The organism is Enterobacter cloacae complex sp. P6RS (assembly GCF_014982245.1).
Taxonomy (GTDB): domain Bacteria; phylum Pseudomonadota; class Gammaproteobacteria; order Enterobacterales; family Enterobacteriaceae; genus Enterobacter; species Enterobacter bugandensis.
Map to the genome: position 1 here is coordinate 24971 of NZ_JADCLB010000015.1, position 19870 is coordinate 44840.

The 19870-nt window shown below is 57.7% G+C and carries 19 protein-coding genes; 5 read left to right on the forward strand and 14 right to left on the reverse strand.

Annotation, left to right across the window (positions count from 1 at the left end):
* The first annotated feature begins 252 nt into the window (after positions 1 to 252).
* A complete protein-coding gene (rne, locus tag INF73_RS08710) occupies positions 253 to 3360 on the forward strand; it encodes a ribonuclease E (protein ID WP_193540642.1) in 3108 nt (1035 codons plus the stop codon).
* Between the two features lie 41 nt (positions 3361 to 3401).
* Here rne and INF73_RS08715 read toward each other — a convergent pair whose 3' ends face one another.
* A complete protein-coding gene (locus INF73_RS08715) occupies positions 3402 to 4340 on the reverse strand; it encodes a LysR family transcriptional regulator (RefSeq protein WP_048960926.1) in 939 nt (312 codons plus the stop codon).
* Between the two features lie 109 nt (positions 4341 to 4449).
* Here INF73_RS08715 and INF73_RS08720 point away from each other — a divergent pair, with 109 nt between their 5' ends.
* Entirely contained in the window at positions 4450 to 5664 is a 1215-nt protein-coding gene (locus INF73_RS08720) for an MFS transporter (RefSeq protein WP_028012710.1), read from the forward strand.
* A gap of 74 nt (positions 5665 to 5738) precedes the next feature.
* Here the strand turns inward: INF73_RS08720 and flgL are convergent, their stop codons facing one another.
* From flgL to flgB, 11 genes are all read right to left on the reverse strand, one after another.
* Complete coding sequence (gene flgL / locus INF73_RS08725; RefSeq protein WP_028012709.1) at positions 5739 to 6692, reverse strand: flagellar hook-associated protein FlgL; 954 nt, start codon at positions 6690 to 6692, stop codon at positions 5739 to 5741.
* 14 nt (positions 6693 to 6706) lie between these two features.
* Positions 6707 to 8347 carry a flagellar hook-associated protein FlgK gene (flgK, locus tag INF73_RS08730; RefSeq protein ID WP_126327393.1) on the reverse strand — a complete coding sequence of 547 codons (1641 nt, stop codon included), beginning with the start codon at positions 8345 to 8347 and terminating at the stop codon, positions 6707 to 6709.
* Between the two features lie 75 nt (positions 8348 to 8422).
* On the reverse strand, positions 8423 to 9376 hold the full coding sequence (flgJ, locus tag INF73_RS08735) for a flagellar assembly peptidoglycan hydrolase FlgJ (RefSeq protein WP_028012707.1): 954 nt from the start codon (positions 9374 to 9376) through the stop codon (positions 8423 to 8425).
* Entirely contained in the window at positions 9376 to 10467 is a 1092-nt protein-coding gene (locus INF73_RS08740) for a flagellar basal body P-ring protein FlgI (RefSeq protein ID WP_193540640.1), read from the reverse strand. The genes flgJ and INF73_RS08740 overlap by 1 nt, the downstream gene beginning before the upstream one ends.
* 12 nt (positions 10468 to 10479) lie before the next feature.
* Positions 10480 to 11178: a flagellar basal body L-ring protein FlgH gene (flgH, locus tag INF73_RS08745; protein ID WP_023311139.1), complete on the reverse strand. Its 699-nt coding sequence runs from the start codon at positions 11176 to 11178 to the stop codon at positions 10480 to 10482.
* Between the two features lie 57 nt (positions 11179 to 11235).
* Positions 11236 to 12018 (reverse strand): flagellar basal-body rod protein FlgG, encoded by a 783-nt coding sequence (gene flgG / locus INF73_RS08750; RefSeq protein ID WP_000625853.1) that lies wholly within the window; start codon positions 12016 to 12018, stop codon positions 11236 to 11238.
* A gap of 11 nt (positions 12019 to 12029) precedes the next feature.
* On the reverse strand, positions 12030 to 12785 hold the full coding sequence (locus tag INF73_RS08755) for a flagellar basal body rod protein FlgF (RefSeq protein ID WP_028012705.1): 756 nt from the start codon (positions 12783 to 12785) through the stop codon (positions 12030 to 12032).
* Between the two features lie 20 nt (positions 12786 to 12805).
* Complete coding sequence (gene flgE / locus INF73_RS08760; protein ID WP_126327390.1) at positions 12806 to 14014, reverse strand: flagellar hook protein FlgE; 1209 nt, start codon at positions 14012 to 14014, stop codon at positions 12806 to 12808.
* 26 nt (positions 14015 to 14040) lie between these two features.
* Entirely contained in the window at positions 14041 to 14751 is a 711-nt protein-coding gene (gene flgD / locus INF73_RS08765) for a flagellar hook assembly protein FlgD (RefSeq protein ID WP_041910524.1), read from the reverse strand.
* 11 nt (positions 14752 to 14762) lie between these two features.
* Positions 14763 to 15167 carry a flagellar basal body rod protein FlgC gene (flgC, locus tag INF73_RS08770; RefSeq protein ID WP_013097138.1) on the reverse strand — a complete coding sequence of 135 codons (405 nt, stop codon included), beginning with the start codon at positions 15165 to 15167 and terminating at the stop codon, positions 14763 to 14765.
* 3 nt (positions 15168 to 15170) lie between these two features.
* Positions 15171 to 15587, reverse strand: a complete 417-nt coding sequence (gene flgB, locus INF73_RS08775; protein ID WP_008500815.1) for a flagellar basal body rod protein FlgB — start codon at positions 15585 to 15587, stop codon at positions 15171 to 15173.
* Between the two features lie 157 nt (positions 15588 to 15744).
* Between flgB and flgA the strand changes: the two genes are divergently transcribed.
* The 3 genes from flgA to flgN all read left to right on the forward strand — a co-directional run bounded on the left by flgA (position 15745) and on the right by flgN (position 17221).
* On the forward strand, positions 15745 to 16404 hold the full coding sequence (gene flgA / locus INF73_RS08780) for a flagellar basal body P-ring formation chaperone FlgA (protein WP_193066434.1): 660 nt from the start codon (positions 15745 to 15747) through the stop codon (positions 16402 to 16404).
* Between the two features lie 93 nt (positions 16405 to 16497).
* Positions 16498 to 16791, forward strand: coding sequence for a flagellar biosynthesis anti-sigma factor FlgM (gene flgM / locus INF73_RS08785; protein ID WP_014883360.1), 294 nt, complete (start codon positions 16498 to 16500; stop codon positions 16789 to 16791).
* A 4-nt stretch (positions 16792 to 16795) separates the two neighbouring features.
* The gene (flgN, locus tag INF73_RS08790; RefSeq protein ID WP_028012701.1) at positions 16796 to 17221 is read left to right on the forward strand and encodes a flagella biosynthesis chaperone FlgN; all 426 of its coding nucleotides are present in this window, start codon (positions 16796 to 16798) and stop codon (positions 17219 to 17221) included.
* A gap of 59 nt (positions 17222 to 17280) precedes the next feature.
* On the opposite strand, the gene murJ is transcribed toward flgN, so the two are convergent.
* Both murJ and INF73_RS08800 read right to left on the reverse strand, forming a co-directional pair.
* Entirely contained in the window at positions 17281 to 18816 is a 1536-nt protein-coding gene (gene murJ, locus INF73_RS08795) for a murein biosynthesis integral membrane protein MurJ (protein WP_028012700.1), read from the reverse strand.
* A gap of 129 nt (positions 18817 to 18945) precedes the next feature.
* Entirely contained in the window at positions 18946 to 19869 is a 924-nt protein-coding gene (locus INF73_RS08800; protein ID WP_193540638.1) for a Gfo/Idh/MocA family protein, read from the reverse strand.
* Position 19870 lies beyond the last annotated feature (1 nt).

Consider the following 19870-nt stretch of genomic DNA (forward strand, 5'->3'; position numbering starts at 1 on the left):
TTAGCGGGCTGCGGGTTGCAGTACTTCCCGGTATAAGGATTGTTCTCTGGAGAGTTCTACCCAGGCAATTCCCCTGATAATTGCGCTGTGTTTCCGTATGAAATACAGGCAACCGACACTCTGCGCCTCTTAAGCGAGCGACAACCGTGAGGTTGGCGACGTGAACAGACACGAGGCCATCGGTTCATACCCCGGAAAGCGTCACCTTGCCCGCAGCTTTGTCGTCAATGTAAGAATAACGAGTAAGTTACGATGAAAAGAATGTTAATCAACGCAACTCAGCAAGAAGAGTTGCGTGTCGCCCTTGTGGATGGGCAGCGCCTGTACGATCTGGATATCGAAAGTCCTGGACACGAACAGAAAAAAGCGAACATTTACAAAGGTAAAATCACCCGCATTGAACCAAGCCTTGAAGCTGCATTTGTCGATTACGGTGCTGAGCGTCATGGTTTCCTCCCTCTGAAAGAAATCGCCCGCGAATATTTCCCTGCAAACTACAACGCCCATGGCCGCCCAAACATCAAAGATGTTCTGCGTGAAGGTCAGGAAGTTATCGTCCAGATTGATAAAGAAGAGCGCGGCAACAAGGGTGCCGCACTGACCACCTTTATCAGCCTGGCGGGGAGCTATCTGGTGCTGATGCCAAACAACCCGCGCGCGGGGGGCATCTCTCGCCGTATCGAAGGTGATGACCGTACCGAGCTGAAAGAAGCGCTGGCAAGCCTTGAGCTGCCGGATGGTATGGGGCTTATCGTGCGTACCGCGGGCGTGGGCAAATCTGCCGAAGCGCTGCAGTGGGACCTGAGCTTCCGTCTGAAGCACTGGGAAGCTATCCAGAAAGCCGCAGAAAGCCGCCCTGCTCCGTTCCTGATCCACCAGGAAAGCAACGTTATCGTTCGTGCCTTCCGTGATTACCTGCGTCAGGACATCGGTGAGATTCTGATCGATAACCCGAAAGTGCTTGAGCTGGCTCGCCAGCACATCGCCGCGTTGGGTCGTCCGGATTTCACCAGCAAAATTAAACTGTACACCGGTGAAATCCCGCTGTTCAGCCATTATCAGATCGAATCCCAGATCGAGTCCGCCTTCCAGCGTGAAGTGCGCCTGCCGTCCGGCGGTTCTATCGTTATCGATACCACCGAAGCGCTGACCGCTATCGACATCAACTCCGCGCGTGCAACCCGCGGCGGGGACATCGAAGAGACGGCCTTTAACACCAACCTTGAAGCCGCTGATGAAATCGCCCGCCAGCTCCGCCTGCGCGACCTGGGCGGTCTGATTGTTATCGACTTCATCGACATGACCCCTGTTCGCCACCAGCGCGCGGTTGAAAACCGCCTGCGTGAAGCGGTGCGTCAGGATCGCGCGCGTATCCAGATTAGCCACATCTCGCGCTTCGGCCTGCTGGAGATGTCCCGCCAGCGTCTGAGCCCGTCGCTGGGTGAGTCCAGCCATCACGTCTGCCCGCGCTGCTCCGGCACCGGCACCGTGCGTGATAACGAATCGCTGTCTCTCTCTATCCTGCGTCTGATTGAAGAAGAAGCGCTGAAAGAGAACACCAAAGAGGTTCACGCCATTGTGCCTGTGCCGATTGCCTCCTACCTGCTGAACGAAAAACGTGCAGCGGTTAGCGCAATCGAAGCGCGTCAGGGCGGCGTTCGCTGCATCATCGTGCCAAACGACCAGATGGAAACCCCGCACTATCACGTGCTGCGTGTCCGTAAGGGCGAAGAGACCAGCACCCTCAGCTACCTGCTGCCGAAGCTGCATGAAGAAGAGATGGCGCTGCCTTCCGATGAAGAACCTGCCGAGCGCAAACTGCCAGAGCAGCCTGCGTTAGCGACCTTCATTATGCCTGAAGCCCCACCGGAAGCGGCGCTGGAAAAACCGGCAGCCAAACCGGCGGCGCAGAAACCAGAAGCCGCGGCCGCGAAAGTCCAGCCGGCGCAACCGGGTCTGCTGAGTCGCTTCTTCGGCGCGCTGAAGAAGATGTTTGCGGGTGAAGAAGTTCAGCCAGAGCAGCCGAAAGAAGAACCTAAAGCTGCCAAACCTGAACGTCAGCAGGACCGTCGCAAGCGTCAGAACAACCGCCGCGATCGTAACGACCGCAGCGACCGTAACGAGCGTCGTGACAGCCGTTCAGACAATAACGAAGGCCGTGAACAGCGCGAAGACAACCGTCGCAACCGTCGCGAGAAACAGCAGCAGAATGTTGAAGATCGTGAAATTCGCCAGCAGGCGGGCGATGAGTCCGAGAAGAACAAGCAGCGCGACGAGCAGCAGCCACGCCGCGAACGCAACCGTCGTCGTAACGACGAGAAGCGTCAGGCGCAGCAGGAAGTTAAAAACCTGAACCGCGAAGAGCCCGCTGAGCAGCAGGACGGCGAGCAGGAAGAACGTACTCAGGTGATGCCTCGTCGTAAGCAGCGCCAGCTGGCACAGAAAGTGCGCATTGGTGCGGCTCCGGTAGAAGAAACCACCGTAGTTGCGGCTGAAGCGGCAGAAACCGCAACAGGCACGCAGGTTGCAAAAGTTGACCTGCCAGCCGTTGTGGACAATAACGTTGAGCAGGATGAAAACGGTGAAAACCGTGACAACGCGGGTATGCCGCGTCGCTCCCGCCGTTCTCCGCGTCATCTGCGCGTGAGTGGCCAGCGTCGTCGTCGCTACCGTGACGAGCGTTATCCGACTCAGTCTCCAATGCCTTTGACCGTGGCGTGCGCGTCACCAGAAATGGCATCCGGCAAAGTCTGGATCCGTTATCCGGTCGCTCGCCTGGAGCAGGTTGTTGAAGAGCAGGCTGTGACCGAAGAGGTGATTGCTCCTGTAGCAGCGGTTGAAGACGCTGTGACCGAAGCAGCAACCGTGGTTGAACCTCAGGTTGTTGAAGCGGCAGAACCACACGCAGTGGACGTCGAAACCACCCATCCTGAAGTGATTGCCGCGCCGGTTGATGCCGCACCGCAGATTATCGCCGAAGAAGATGTCGTGGTGGCTGAGGAAGTCGCTGAAGAGGCTGAACCAGTAGCCGCAGTGGAAGAAGCCGCTGAAACCCTCGTCGAAACCACCACTGAAGAAATCGTTCAGGACGTTGAGATTCAGGTTGAACCGGTTGTTGAAGAAGCGAAAGCGCCTGAAGTGGAACCAGAGCCGGTTAAGGTTGTTGCCGCTCCTGCGCCTGCTCACGTTGCGACAGCGCCGATGACGCGCGCTCCGGCACCAGAGTATGTGCCTGAAGCACCGCGTCACAGCGACTGGGTTCGCCCGGCGTTCAGCTTTGACGGTAAAGGCGCTGCAGGCGGCCACAGTGCAACGCATCAGGCGACTGCACCAGCGACGCGTCCGCAGTCTGTCGAATAACGACGCAGAAAGTAAAAAGCCGACCTTCGGGTCGGCTTTTTTTATGGCTGCTGCACGGGCTTTCTCATCCCGGTGACTTCCGGCATGATCTGCCGCATTAGCTCCAGAAATCGCCGCAAGCGCGCCGGATAATACCGGGACCAGGGGTAAACCAGATGCACCGGTAACGCCGCCGGCTGCCACTCTGGCAGCAAATGTACCAGCCGACCTTCCCGGATATCATCCTGTACCGTCCAGCTGGATACTACCGCCACGCCAAGACCGGTGAGTGCCGTATTGCGTGCGACATACAGACTGTCGGTGCTCAGGCGTGGGGTAATTATCACGCGCGCGGTGGCGGATGATGCCTCGTGAAAAAGCTCCACATGGCGCTGGTAGAAAGAGCTGATGGCAATCCAGGGAAGCTGCTGCAGATCCTCCGGGGCGTTAACCGTCGGAAAGCGGTCCAGTAATGCCGGAGAAGCCACCACCGAGCGCGGCACTTCGGCCAGCAGCACGGACACGGTCGCCGGGTCGACTTCCATTCCCACCCGAATAGCGCAGTCAAGGTTGTCGCCCAGAAAATCAGCCGACCGATCGTTGAGCATCCACTCAATAGAAAGCTGCGGATAACGCTGTAGAAATTCGGTTAGTGGTTTCAGGAGCTGATCCTGACCAAACGCATGCGGTGCCCGCACCCGCAGCACGCCTACAGGTTCATCTTCCGTCTGCCCCACCTCATCTTCCAGCGCCAGCCAGCTGTCAATTACCCGACGGGCATGCTGATAGCAGCGCTCCCCGTCATCCGTCAGCCGCGTCGTGTGGGTGGTGCGCAACATCAGACGCACGCCCAGCATAGTCTCAAGCGACTGCAGCCGCCGGCTCACCGTGGCCTGGGTGGTGTCCAGCTGCCGTGCCGCCGCAGAGAGGGAACCCGCCTCCACAATGCGGACAAACGTCCGCATTAGCTCTACCCTGTCTATACGCTCAGCTCTTTTCATTCACTTTTCATCAATACGTTCAACGTATAAGCGTTTTACCACCGCGCCCGCTACCGCCGCAAGGCGTACTGATAAAAAATAGCCTCACACGATGAATGAGGAACGTCTTATGAACACAACAACCGCCGCCCATGCCGTAAGCCGCTGGGTAATCTTAATGCTGGCGCTGGGTGCAGGCTTCAGCGTGGCATCCATCTATTATGCCCAGCCTCTGCTGCCTCTGATGGGCGCCGACCTTCACCTGAGTATCGAAGGAATGGGCCTGGTCCCGACCCTCACCCAGGCGGGATATGCCTTAGGGATCCTGTTCCTGTTGCCGCTCGGCGATCGCCACGACCGCAGAACGTTAATCCTGATAAAGAGCGCGGCCCTGGCGCTGTTCCTGCTGGGCTGTAGCCTGACCGGACAGATCCACTCCCTGCTGCTGGCAAGCCTGCTCATCGGCATGGCCGCCACCATGGCGCAGGATATTGTCCCGGCTGCGGCGATCCTTGCGCCGGAAGGCAAACAGGGGAAAACCGTGGGTACGGTGATGACCGGTCTGCTGCTGGGTATTTTGCTCTCCCGAACCGTCAGCGGCGTGGTGGGCGAAGCGTTTGGCTGGCGCGTGATGTATCAGCTGGCTGCGGGAAGTATTGCGTTTATCGGCGTGGTGATGTGGGCCGTACTCCCTCGTTTCGCCGTTCACTCCACGCTGAGCTATCCCGCTCTGCTGCGCTCGATGGAACATCTGTGGCGTCGCTATCCCGCTCTGCGCCGTGCCGCGCTGGCCCAGGGTTTTCTGTCGATAGCCTTTAGCGCCTTCTGGTCTACGCTTGCGGTCATGCTGCTGGAACGCTATCACCTCGGGAGTGCCGTCGCCGGTGGTTTTGGTATCGCAGGTGCAGCCGGTGCGTTGGCAGCCCCGCTGGCGGGCGGCCTGGCGGATAAACTGGGTGCCGGGAAAGTCACGCAGCTTGGTGCCGTCCTTGTGACCGTCTCGTTTGCCCTGATGTTCCTGATGCCCGCCCTGGGGATTCACGGACAGCTGATTCTGATTGCCGTCTCTGCTATCGGGTTCGATCTGGGCCTGCAGTCCAGCCTGGTCGCGCACCAGAATCTGGTTTACAGCCTTGAGCCACAGGCGCGGGGTCGTCTGAACGCCCTGCTCTTTACCGTGATCTTTATCGGCATGGCGTTGGGTTCCGCGTTAGGCAGCAATATTTACACGCTGGCTGGCTGGACGGGCGTGGTTGCGCTGGCAACGGTCTGCGGCATCATTGCGCTGGCAATCCGTATGATTGAAAGCGCGCGGGTCGCCTCGGCACCAGCAGAAATGGCATAAAAAAATGCCCAATCCAGACGGATTGGGCAGTAAAACATGCCCAGTTTCAAGACATGTTCCAAGAGGTCAAGATGTTATTTGTTCAGCTGGAACAGAGACATGCCCTGCATATCGCTAAACGCTTTATAAGAGGCCTGCAGGGCCGCCTGCTGCATGGTGTAAGAGGAAATCGCTTCGTTCCAGTCCACGTCCACCAGGTCGCTCATCTGCTTAGTCTGACCCAGCGCGCGGTCGTCACCCAGGGTATCGAGTTTTTCCAGTTCGTTCAGCTTGGTACCCACATCCGCAACGACCGTCAGGACGTTGTTCTGAGCGTTTTTAATACCGATCTGCACATTGGAAATCACCTGGCCTTGCGCGGCGCTGGCGGCCGGATCGTTCTCAATCGGCGTTTTCAGCGAAGCAATGGCGGAATCAAGGATTTTAAACATGTTGGTATCGCCATACCCACCGCCCGGCAGCTCTTGTGCATTGCTGGTAATGCTCTCAAAGATCTGCTGGCCGGTATGGCTGATCGCCATGTTTCGCGCCGTATCGACCTGCTGGGTGATCGCCTCAGTACCACCATTGTAGGTGCCGGTTGCGGCATCAAACGGTGCACTCTCGGTTTTGTATCCCGCAAAGATATAGCGACCATTGCCATCCGTCGTGTTAGCCAGGTTCATCAGCTGGTCGCGGATCCCCTGGATATCGGTCGCCAGAGAAAGACGGTCGTCATCGCTTAATGTGCCATTCGACGCATAGACCAGCTTCTCGCTCACGCTGGAGAGCGCGGCGTTCACCTGCGTTAACACGTTATCTTCCAGCGAGACCTTCTGAGTTGCAAAGGTACGCGCTAACGCAAACTGGCTGTTTTGTGACTGAGATTGTGACAGCACAATGGACTGCGAAGCCGCGATAGGATCGTCCGACGGACGGTTGACGCGCTTACCGGTCGACATTTGCTCACCGTAGCTCAGCCATTTGCTCTGGGAATCGGTGATCCCACGCATGTTCTGCTCGTACATCATCTGGGTGCTAATACGCATTATTCACCTCAACCTTAACGAATGTTGATAATTGCATCAAAGAGCGTACTGGCAGTCTGAAGCACCTGCGCGTTGGCGAGGTAGTACTGCTGATACCGCTGCAAGTTGCCATACTCTTCGTCGAGGTTGACCCCGGAGATGCTCTGCTGCTGCTTGGTTAACTGCGTTTCCACGTTGGCTTTTGTCTGACTGCTCACCTTCAGTGAGGCAGTGGTGCTCCCGACGGTACTGACGAGCGAAGCGTACGCATCGTTGAAGGTTTTGTTTCCGCCAACCACTTTGCTGTTTTGCAGATCGAGCATTTTCTGCCCGTTGCGGTTGTCACTCTCACCGCCGTTCTGCACCGCGGCCATGGCCAGTTTGGACTCGTCGCTGATGGACAATTCCATATTCATGATGACATCGGCCACGGGCTTCACGGTAAAGCTGTCTTTGGTATTTGCCGAACCGCTGACGTTCACGTTGAGGCCATCAAACGACAGATTACCGCTGGCATCCGGGCTCATTGTAAAGCTGGTCTTGTCCGAGGCACGGGTGATGGTCCAGTCGGTACCGTTAAACTGCAGCGTATAGTCCGTTGCCTGAACTTTGGTGCTGTCCGCAACGGTGGCAGTGACCGCCGCCGTGCCGCTATTCTTGCTGTTGGAAAGCACGGCCGGAGAACCAAAGTCGAACAGCTTACCGCCCGCATCGCCATTGGCATCAAAACCGGCCTCATGCTGTTTGTTCATCGCATCAGCAAAGGCCAGCGCCATCTGGTTCAGGGTGTTACGAGCTTTATCCAGATCTTCAGCACGGAACGTCAGCAAACCGCCTAACGAACCGGTCGTGATCGTCTTTTCCGGGATCTCGACATTACCCACCACGTCATCAACGTAGGCGATAGTGGTACGGGACGGATCGGCGCTGGACTTCACGGCCGCCAGCTGGTTAGCTTTACTGCCCTGCACCAGGCTGTAACCGTTGCCGAAAGAGATGTTATACGTGCCGCTATCCTGCACAGAGACTTCCACGCCCACGATTTTGTTCAGCTCAGTGACGAGCTGATCGCGCTGGTCGAGCAAATCATTCGGGGATGCGCCCGCGCCAACGCCGGTCAGACGGGAGATCTGATCGTTCAGGTTGGCAATCTGTTTGGCGTAGTTGTTGATCTGCGACACGCTGGTTGAAATCGCGGTATTCACCTGCGAATCCTGATCGCGGAGATACTGATCGTTGGTTTTGAACTGATTGACCAGGCCGCTCGCTTTTCCCAGCACCGTCTGACGCGCAGCCGGGTCTTCCGCGTTGCTCACCAGCGTTTGCAGGCTCTTAAAGAAATCCTGCAGGGTGGTGGAAAGCGAGTTGGTGGTATCGGAGAGCACATCGTCAATTTTTGACATCTGCTGATAGCGCGTGGTCAGGCCGCTGCTCTGGGTCTGCGCGGCGCGCAGCTGGTTGGTGATGAAAGCGTCATATTCACGCTGGACACCGGAGACATACACCCCGTTACCCACCCAGCCACCGCCGGTCAGCGTGCTGTTAGATGCACCCAGCACCGTCGTCTGGCGGGTGTAACCTGCCACGTTATAGCTTGAAATATTATTACTGACGGTATTGAGTGCCGACTGCGCGGCACTGAGGCCACTCATGGCGCTGTTAATCAAACTGGACATGGGGGTTCCTTTTATACGTTCAGACACGAGTCCTGATGAAGGTTATCGGCAACCTCCACCGGGACTTGAGAACTTTCAGAACAGATTTTCGATATCTGTGCTATAGGCTTTGCTGACCTTCTCGCCCATGGATTTCAGCTGCTGGATCATGCTGGTAAGCTTGCGCGCGTAGTTCGGGTCGGTTGCGTAGCCCGCGTTTTGCAGGGCCTGAGCGCCCTGCTCCGCCGTTGCCGCCTGCGTAACGGCGTTATAACGCGGATTTCGGCTCAGCAGGCCTACATAGTCAGACAACGCTTCCAGATAAGAGCTGTAAACGCGGAATTTGGCTTTCACCTTCACCGCCGCGCCGTTCTCGTATTCCGTAGTCGTGATCTCGGTGGTCGGCCCCTTCCAGCTGGAGGTGGCCTTCACGCCGAAGATGTTGAAGCTCGGGTCGCCGTTTTCCTTGCGGATCTGGCGCTGGCCCCAGCCCGACTCCAGCGCGGCCTGGGCCAGAATCAGGTGGTGAGGCACGCCGCTCTGTTCACTGGCAAGCCGTGCCGGCAGAGAAAGCTGCGCCAGGAAGTCTTTGCTGTCACCGGAGAGCGCCTCGTCGCCGCTGCCTGTTGCCTTCGGTATCGCTTTACGCACCATCTGCGTCAGCGCCTGGTTCTGATAACTGGTCACCGTTTCGAGGTCGAACTTCATCGGCACCTGCGGCGGCTGCTCTTCTGGCTGAACACCCTGTGCGGCGGCGGTCTGTTTGACAATCATGTCAGCCAGACCGAGGCCTTTACCGGCGGTCATCTGCTGCGCAATCTGCTGGTCGTACATGCTGGTATAAAGACGCGTTGAATCGCTGCTGAACATCCCGTCTTTCGGCAGGGTTTCGCGCATGCTCTTCAGCATCATCTGTACAAACATCCCTTCCACCTGGCGGGCGACCGGGCGGATATTCGCCGCCGGGTCTTTACCTGCTTTAGCTTTCAGTTCGTTGAGCGACTGGGCGTCCCAGGCGGCACTGGTCAACAGTTTGCTATCGGTCAGCATCAGATGATTTCCAGTTTGGCGCGCAGGCAGCCCGCGCTTTGCATGGATTGCAGAATGGACATCAGATCCATCGGCGTCGCGCCCAGCGCGTTCAGGGCACGCACCACGCTGTTCAGGTTGGCGCTGGAGCGCACGCTCTGCAGGGAACCGCCGCTCTGGCGTAAATCAATCTGCGTTTGCGGCGTCACTACCGTCTGGCCGCCACCAAATGGTGTATCCGGCTGGCTGACGTTGGCGGAACGGTTAACCGTCACCGAGAGGTTACCCTGAGCCACGGCACAGCTATCCAGCGACACTTCCCGGTTCATCACCACGGAGCCCGTACGGGAGTTGATGATCACTTTGGCATCCTGCACCGGCACGTTCACTTCCAGATTCTGGATATCCGCCAGCATGCGCACCTGGTTGCTGCTGCCGCTGGAGGTGCGGATCTGCACGGTACGCGCATCCAGAGCCGTGGCATTGCCATAGCTGCGGTTGATGGTGTCGGCAATCTGCTGCGCCATCGTGAAGTCTTCATTATTCAGCTGCAGGTTGATGGTGTTGCCCGCGCCAAACTGGGTCGGCAGTTCACGCTCGATGATCGCACCGTTGGTGATGCGCCCGCCGTTCAGCTGGTTCACCTGTACGCTGCTTCCACCAGCGGATGCGCCTGCCCCGCCGACCAGGATGTTCCCCTGCGCCAGCGCGTAGACCTGGCTGTCGACGCCTTTCAGCGGGGTCATCAGCAGCGTACCGCCGCGCAGGCTTTTGGCGTTACCCATTGAGGAGACCACCACGTCAATGGTCTGCCCCTGGCGCGCAAACGCCGGGTAGGAGGCAGTGACCATAACCGCGGCCACGTTTTTTAGCTGCATGTTGGTTCCCGCTGGCACGGTAATGCCGAGCTGGGAAAGCATGTTGTTTAAGCTTTGGGTGGTAAACGGCGTCTGGGTGGTCTGGTCACCGGTACCGTCCAGCCCCACCACCAGGCCATAGCCAATCAGCGAGTTCCCGCGGACGCCCTGAACGCTGGTGAGATCGCGAATGCGGTCGGCCTGGGCAAACGTTGCGACAAGAACCAGCGCTGCGGCGAAGATCGATTTAAACATGGGTCACCTCGCTTACATCGGCGATAAATTAAGGAAGAAGCGCTGCAGCCAACCCATATTCTGCGCTTCATTAATGTAGCCGTTGCCGACGTACTCAATGCGCGCATCCGCCACCTGGGTGGACGGAACGGTGTTGGTGCCGCTGATGGTGCGTGGATTCACCACGCCCGAGAAGCGAATGAATTCAGTGCCCTGGTTAATGGCGATCTGTTTTTCACCCACGACGTGTAAATTGCCGTTAACCAGCACCTGGTCAACCGTGACCGTCAGCGTACCGCTGAAGGTGTTGCTGGCGTTCGCGCCACCTTTACCGTTAAAGGTGTTGCCGCCGGAAGCCTCAACATCCGCACGGGCATTGCCGAACAGGCCCTGCAGATAGCGTGGAACGGTGTCAAAGCCAAAGTTGGTTTTGCCATCGCGGCTGGCGTTCGCCGACGAGCTCTTACTCGCGCTGACGTTTTCCTGCAGCACAATGGTCAATGTATCGCCGACATTACGCGGGCGGCGATCTTCAAACAGCGGCTGATAGCCGTAGTTAATCGGCTGCGCGGTCTGGAAAATGGAGCCGTTTACAACTGGCGCAGGGCCAGGAACGGGTTGGGCAGTCGTCGCACCCTGGACCAATGGTTTAGACGGGATCAAAGCGCACCCGCTGAGGGTGACGGCCAGAACAGTCAGTATCGGATAACGAAACGCCGCGTTTTTTTGCATTGCCTTCATCTTCGAAAACAGGGAGCCGGTGCGGGGTTTACCGCACCGGGCTACACCTTAGAGTTGCGTCAGTTTCTGCAGCATCTGATCGGTCGTCGACACTGCTTTACTGTTAATTTCATACGCGCGCTGGACCTGGATCATATTCACCAGCTCTTCCGCCACGTTCACGTTGGAGGTTTCGACATACCCCTGATACAGCAGACCGGCACCGTTCAGGCCTGGCGTACTTTCATTTGGCGTACCGGAGGATTGCGTTTCGGTGTAGAGGTTCTCACCAATGCTTTCCAGACCGGTATCGTTCATGAAGGTGGTCAGGTTGAGCTGTCCGACCTGGACCGGCGCGGCCTGCCCCTGCTGGGTCACGCTCACAATGCCGTCGCGGCCGATGGTAATGCTCAGGGCGTTCGCCGGAATGGTGATCGCAGGCTGAACCTGGAAACCGCCCGCCGTTACCAGCTGGCCGTTCTGATCGACCTGGAAGGAACCGTCACGGGTGTAGGCAGAGGTCCCGTCAGGCAGTTGCACCTGGAAGAAGCCCTGGCCTTTGATCGCCACGTCTTTGCTGTTGTTGGTCTGAGACAGGTTGCCCTGGCTGTGCAGACGCTCGGTCGCCACCGGGCGAACGCCGGTACCGATCTGCAGGCCTGACGGCAGCGTCGTCTGTTCAGAAGACTGCGCGCCCGGCTGGCGGATGGTTTGATAAAGCAAATCTTCAAAAACGGCGCGCTGACGCTTGAAACCATTGGTGCTCACGTTTGCCAGGTTGTTGGCAATCACATCCATGTTGGTTTGCTGCGCGTCCAGGCCAGTTTTCGCGATCCATAAAGAACTGATCATAAAGAGTCCTGTTAACTCATCGACAGAAGTTGGTTAGCCTTGCCCGCGTTTTCGTCCACGCTGCTGATAATCTTCATCTGCATTTCAAAACGACGGGCGCTGGCGATCATGTCGCTCATGGCGGCTACCGGCTTAACGTTGCTGCCTTCCAGAACGCCGGACATCACGCGGATGCTCGGATCGGCCTGTAATGTGGCACCACGGGTAGCCTGAGCTGCCTGGGTCAGACGGAACATGCCGTCGTCGCCGCGCTGCACCTCTTTGCCTTCCGCTTTGACCAGCTTCAGACGCCCGACGGGAGCAACGGTGTTGGCCGGATCGCCCGGGTTCAGCGCCGAGATGGTGCCGTCCGCGGCGATGGTCAACTCAGAGCCTTCCGGCACGGTCAGCGGGCCCGCTTCACCCATCACCGGATGCCCCTGAATCGTCAGTTGGCCGGTCGCGCTGACCTGGATATTCCCGTTACGGGTATAGCCTTCGCCACCGTCCGCCGTTTGCACCGCCAGCCAGCCGTCCTGCTGTAGAGCAACGTCCAGCGGGCGTGAGGTGTAATCCATCTGCCCTGGCGTCATGTCTGCACCCGGGGTGGATGCAGCCACCAGCGTACGGGTCGGCAGAGAGAGCCCTTCCACCGGCACCGCGCGCAGCGCATTCAGCTGCGCGCGAAAGCCCGGCGTAGAGGCGTTTGCCAGGTTGCTGGCGGTAACGGCCTGCTGGCTGAGCGTCTGACTTGCCGCGCCCATCGCGGTATATATTGCGTGATCCATTGCGCTTTCCTGTTAGCCGCTTAACGCAGGTTAACCAGCGTGTTGAGGATCTGATCCTGGGTCTTGATGGTCTGCGCGTTCGACTGATAGTTACGCTGCGCGACAATCATGTTCACCAGTTCTTTACTCAGGTCCACGTTAGAGGCTTCCAGCGCGCCGTTGGTCAGCGTGCCGAAGTTACCGGAGCCCGCGGTGCCCAGCAGGGCAACACCGGAAGACTGCGTGGCAGACCAGACGTTATCGCCTTCAGATTTCAGACCTTCGTTGTTGGCGAAGTTTGCCAGCACGATCTGGCCCAGCACCTGAGTCTGCTCGTTGGAGTAGTTCCCGACGACGGTGCCGTCGTCGTTGATCTGATAGCTGACCAGATCGCCCGGCTTGAAGCCGTTCTGATTGGTCGCCACGATATTGTTCGCACCGGTGTTCTGCTGCATGGAGTTAGCAAAACTCATCGCGAAGATCGCCGGGTCCGCACCTGGGATAGTCGCGGTAGTGATGTTGATGTTTCCACCCCCGATCAACGTACCGTTATTATCGAAGGTCAAGGTCGTGGCCACTGCCGCCGGGCTGCCTGCCACGCTGCCGTCCTGGGCATACACTTTCCAGGAGTTAGCCGGGGTCGCATCTTTGACGTAAAACAGGTTCATGTTGTGCGCATTACCCTGGCTATCAAAGACGGTTACCGTACCTTTTTTGTTGTAGGTATCCGGGTTGGCCGGATCGAAGGCGGCGGTTGGTGCAGCATCGGTGGAGTTGAGGTTAATCTGCTGGGAAGCCGTGGTGGTGGACTTCGCGGCCATCAGCGTGGTCGGGATATTAATCGCCTGTGGATTCGCACCGGTCTGAACCGTTGATGGCGTTCCGGCAACCGGATACCCCGTTAATTGCATCCCCTGCATGTTCACCAGGTTACGGTTTTCGTCCAGCTTGAACTGGCCGTTACGGCTGTAGAACACCGAGCCGTTTGCATCGACCATACGGAAGAAACCGTTCTGGCTGATGGCAACGTCCAGGCCACGACCGGTGTTGGTGGTGGTACCGTCGGTAAAGTCCTGAGTGATGCCCGCAACTTTTACGCCCAGACCCACTTTGGAACCGGCAAACATATCTGCAAAAGACGCAGAACCGGATTTGAAACCATAGGTCGCGGAGTTGGCGATGTTGTTGCCAATGACGTCCAGGTTGGTGGCCGCAGCATTCAGGCCGCTGACCGCTTGAGAAAAGGCCATGACTTACTCCTGATAAGTGTTAAGGCTTAGATAATCTGCCGAACTTCGTCGAGTGTGGTGGTACCGGAAGTACCCAAATCCAGTTTGTTGCCGTCGCCCCCTTTAATCACGCCCTGAACCAGCGCGAACTGCAGCGGCTGCGCCACCAGCTGGGTCGTCCCGTTGCTGGCGCTAATCGCGACTTTGTAGGAGCCATTTGGTGCTTTCGTGCCGTCGGTCAGGCTGCCGTCCCAGGTAAAGGTGTGAACGCCCGCTTTCAGCTCGCCGATGTCGATGGTGCGAACCACGGCGCCGGTTGAGTCGGTGATCGTCGCCGTCACTTTGTCAGCCGCCTGCTGCAATTCAACGCCGAACGGCGTAGTGGTGGTGGTCGATGTACCGTCGGTGGTGCTGGTGCCCGCCAGGATCGTGGTCCCCGGGATCATCACGCCGTGACCAATCAGGCTTGCCGCCTGCAGGGACTGAGCGCTGTTAATCTGACCGGAGACGGAACCGAGGGTGGTGTTCAGTTTCTCAATGCCGCTCACGGTACTGATCTGCGCAAGCTGCGTGGTCAGTTCGTTGTTCTGCATTGGGTTAGTCGGATCCTGGTTCTTAAGCTGCGCCACCAGCAGCGTCAGAAAACTGCTCTGCAAATCGGAGGCATTGCTTCCCGTCAGGGAGCTGGAGCTTGTCGAACTTTTGGTGTTGTTAACACCCGTGTTCGTCGGATCATTCACATTTACGGCGATGGACATGCATGTCTCCTTTACTGGCCGAGAGTGAGTGTTTTGAGCATCATGCTCTTCACGGTATTAAGCACTTCGACGTTCGCCTGGTAGCTACGGGACGCCGACATGGAGTTCACCATCTCGCCCACCACATCCACGTTTGGCATTTTTACGTATCCGTTAGCGTCCGCGAGCGGGTTACCTGGCTCATACACCAGCTTGTCCGGCGCCTGGCTCTCAACCACGTCAGACACCTTCACGCCGCCCGTTGCCGCGCCTGGCGCCGCGTCGACCTGAAACACAACCTGTTTAGCACGATAAGGCTGTCCGTCAGGTCCGGTCACGCTGTCGGCGTTCGCCAGGTTACTGGCGGCCACGTTCAGACGTTTGGACTGGGCGGTTAACGCCGAGCCGGCGATATCAAAAATATTCAGCAAGGCCATTTATCAGTTGCCCCCCTGCAGGACGTTCATCATGCCTTTGATTTGTCCGCCGAGTACGGTCAGGCCCGTCTGGTATTTCAGGCTGTTATCGGCAAACTGCGTACGCTCCCGGTCCATATCCACGGTGTTACCGTCGAGTGAAGGCTGGTCAGGGATGCGATAAAGTAAATCGGTCGCTGGCGCGGTCATCGCCTGAGCGGGAATATGGCGAGAGGATGTCATGGCGAGTGCAACACCGGTTCCTTCGGCACGTCCACGCTCCATCACCTTTTTGAGCTCACTGGAAAAATCAATATCGCGCGCCTGATACCCGGGCGTATCGGCGTTAGCGATGTTGGCGGCTAAAATCTCCTGCCGCTGGGCGCGTAAATTGAGCGCTTCCTGCTGAAAACGTAACGCGGCGTCGAGTTTATCGAGCATGTCTCCTCCGCTGATGGCAAAATTTCAGTTCACAGCTTAAATCTCCCCCGGTCTCCCCTATCGACGGAATAAGCACAAAATGCGTCGCTATTTATTCCGTTGATGCAAAACCACTGCAGGTAGAATTCATCCAACTCTGGAAACGGTGGAACTTGCGATGCAAACGTTAAAACGTGGCCTGATGGCAACCTTCTTGCTGTTTAGCCCTCTGGTGAATGCCGGGGATTTACAGGATGCGCTGACGAATTTTTTTGCCCAGAAGCTGGCGGGCTTTAGCGATGACGTTAACGTGACCATCCGCACGCCGCCGAATCTGTATCCGACCTGCGAGCAACCGTCATTCAGCGTGACGGGGACCACAAAGCTGTGGGGCAATGTGAACGTCCTGGCACGCTGCGCCAACGAAAAACGCTATTTACAGGTTGCAGTTCAGGCGACGGGCAATTATGTTGTCGCCGCCGTACCCATTGTGCGTGGCAGCGCGCTGCAGACAAACAGCGTGACGTTAAAGCGCGGGCGTCTGGATCAGCTCCCGCCGCGGACAATGCTGGACATTAACCAGGCACAGGACGCCGTCAGCCTGCGCGATGTCGCACCGGGCCAGCCGATTCAGCTCTCCATGCTGCGCCAGGCGTGGCGTGTCAAAGCGGGACAGCAGGTGATGGTCGTTGCCAACGGAGACGGCTTTAGCATCAACAGTGAAGGGAAAGCGTTAAACAATGCCGCGGTAGCGCAAAACGCCCGCGTCAGAATGTCCTCAGGCCAGGTGGTGAGCGGAACCGTCGATTCTGATGGGAATATTCTGATTAACCTATAATCTTTTTAAAGATTTCGCGGCGCGTGCCGATAAATATTCCACTAATGATGATGTCAGGCGCAAACGCCGCGAACCCTCGATGAGGACAACACTATGAGCATTGATCGTACATCAGCCCTGAAGCCGGTAAGCGCTGTACAGCCTCGCGAAACGAACGACGCAACCCCTCAGAAAACGCGTCTGGAAAAACCGTCAACGTCTAACAGCACCAGCGTGACCCTGAGCGATGCCCAGGCAAAACTGATGCAGCCAGGCAGCAACGATATCAATATGGAACGTGTTGAAGCGCTGAAAACGGCTATTCGCAACGGTGAGCTGAAAATGGACACCAGCAAAATCGCTGATGCCCTGATTCAGGAAGCACAGAGTTTCTTACAGAGTAACTAACCGTATGAGTCGACTGTCAGAAATACTGGATCAAATGACGGTTGTCCTGAACGACCTGAAAACGGTAATGGACGCTGAACAGCAGCATCTCTCTTCCGGTCACATTAACGGCAGCGCGCTGCAGCGTATTACTGAAGATAAGAGTTCGCTGCTGGCCACGCTGGATTATCTGGAGCAGCAGCGCCGCGCCGAGCAGGACTCGAAGCGCAGCGCCAATGACGATATTGCCGAGCGCTGGCAGACCATTACCGAAAAAACCCAGCATCTGCGCGATCTCAACCAGCATAACGGCTGGCTGCTTGAAGGCCAGATAGAGCGTAATCAGCAGGCGCTTGAGGTGCTGAAGCCGCATAAAGAAACCGGACTGTACGGCGCGGATGGTCAGACGGCGACGGCACGTATTGCGGGTGTAAAAAAGATTTCGATTTGACGCGTAAGCGACAAATCATGCAATGGGGAGCACCCTGAGGTGAACTCCCCTTTTGGCGTTTATGCCGTCCGGCGGGTAAACTCTTTCACTTTGAAGCCCAGCACGGCGAGCGTGGCAAAATACGCTACCACCCCAACGCCCACCACGGCCATCAGCCGCATCAGACGATAAGGCATCGTGCCCAGAGACCACTCCGGCATGACGTACATCATCCCGATGAGTGCCGCAGACATCACCAGCACCGCCACGACCAAACGCACGAGGAAACTTGCCCACCCCGGCTGCGGCGTAAAGATATCCTGCTTGCGCAGCTGCCAGTAAAGCAGCCCGGCATTCAGACAGGCCGCCAGACCAATAGAAAGCGACAAGCCGGCATGCTTCAGCGGGCCGATAAATGCCAGGTTCATCAGCTGCGTCATAATCAGCGTTACAATGGCAATTTTCACCGGCGTTTTAATGTCCTGACGCGAATAGAACCCCGGCGCCAGCACTTTGACGACAATCAGCCCCATCAATCCCACCGAGTAAGCGACCAGCGCGCGCTGGGTCATCGCGGCGTCAAACGCGGTGAATTTCCCGTACTGGAACAGCGACACCGTCAGCGGCTTGGCGAGGATCCCCAGCGCTACCGCGCTTGGCAGGGCCAGCAGGAAGCAAAGACGCAGGCCCCAGTCCATCAGGCGGCAGTATTCGTCATGGTTGCCGCTGGCAAAGCTTTTCGACAGCGACGGCAGCAGGATGGTCCCCAGCGCCACGCCCAGCACGCCGGACGGGAACTCCATCAGGCGGTCAGCGTAGTACATCCACGAGACAGAACCCGACACCAGGAAAGAGGCAAAAATGGTGTTGATGATAAGCGAGATCTGGCTGACGGAGACGCCAAGAATGGCGGGCCCCATCTGCTTAATCACCCGCATCGCTCCGGCATCTTTGAGGTTGATGCGCGGCAGCACCAGCATGCCGATTTTCTTCAGATGCGGCAGCTGATACGCCAGCTGCAGCACGCCGCCCACGGTGACCGCCCAGGCCAGCGCCAGCACCGGCGGGTTGAAGTGCGGCGCGGCGAACAGCGCAAAACCGATCATGCTGACGTTGAGAAACGTCGGCGCAAACGCCGGAACGGAGAAGCGGTTCCAGGTGTTCAGGATCGCCCCCACCAGCGAGGCCAGCGAGATCAGCAGAATATAGGGGAAGGTAATGCGCAGAAGCTGCGAGGTCAGGGCAAATTTATCCGCCGTGTCGGCAAAGCCGGGCGCGGTCACCATAATGACCCAGGGCGCGGCCAGCATACCGACTACCGTCACCACGGCCAGCGCCAGCGTCAACAACCCGGAGACATAAGAGACAAACACGCGCGTCGCGTCTTCACCCTGCTTGCTTTTATATTCCGCCAGAATGGGCACAAACGCCTGGGAGAACGCCCCTTCAGCAAAAATGCGACGCAGCAGGTTCGGCAGCTTGAACGCCACGAAAAAGGCGTCCGTTGCCATCCCTGCACCAAAGACCCTTGCCACAATGGCATCGCGCGCAAAACCGAGAACGCGAGAGAACATGGTCATCGAGCTGACGGCCGCCAGCGATTTTAATAAGTTCATTAACGTGAATTTCCAGAACCATACGGATTTATAGACCGGGAACGCACAAGCGCCACCCGGCAAAGCCAACAAGCGGCGCTTAGTCTAACCTGATTTCAACGAATTACTATCCGCAGATGTTACAGCGAGTTATTCACTCATGGCATCGCGCCAGAGCCGTTCCACAATGCGCTGAGCCAGAATGGCCTGCTCGCCGGACGTTTCAGGAACCGTCTGATTTTGCACGCAGGTGATAAAGTGGCGGGCACATCCTGCGAAACCTCGTTGCTCCAGAGTGCTTTGCCAGCCGGGGACCGGCTGCATCACCACGCCGCTGCCCTTCTCTTCCCGCCATTCACGCATGTCGGTAACGTCGTACAACGCGCCGTCGGTCACCGCCTGCACGGATTCCCGCTGGCTGCCCGCGCGGCGGTGCATGCTGGTGGTGACCTGAAGATGCTCAACGGCAAAATGGTGTTCCGCATAGACCATCTGCCCCTGTTCGTTGGTGACAAGAGTGCCGCTTTTCAGCTGCGCTTCGCCGTTAGTCAGCCACAGCGCGGTGTCCACCACGTGGAGGTAGTCATCGAGAAGGGTAAAACGCAGATCGTTCGGCCCCACGCTGTCGGTGCGGTGCTTATCCATGCGCAGCGAGGCGATATTGCCGGACTGCGCCTTCAGCTGCTGGTAAAGCGGCGCGAAGCGGCGGTTGAAACCGACCATCAGCGTCAGTTTTTTACGTGCCGCCAGCTCAATCAGCCGTTCGGCATCCTGAACATTTTCCGCCAGCGGTTTATCCACGCAGACGTGAACCCCCGCATTGAGCAGCTCGCTCACCACCTGATAGTGGGTTGCCGTTGAGGTATGCACAAAGACCGCATCGCACTCCCGGGCCAGATCCTGGAGCGAGGCCGCATACGGGATACGCCAGGTTTCACAGATACGTTCTGCCTTTTCTCGGGTGGGTGACCATGCCCCTTGCAGCGTCCAGTCAGACGCAGCGCCCAATACGGGCAGCCAGGCTTTCTGCGCAATACCGCCCAGCCCCACCACGCCAATGCGTAATTTTTTCACC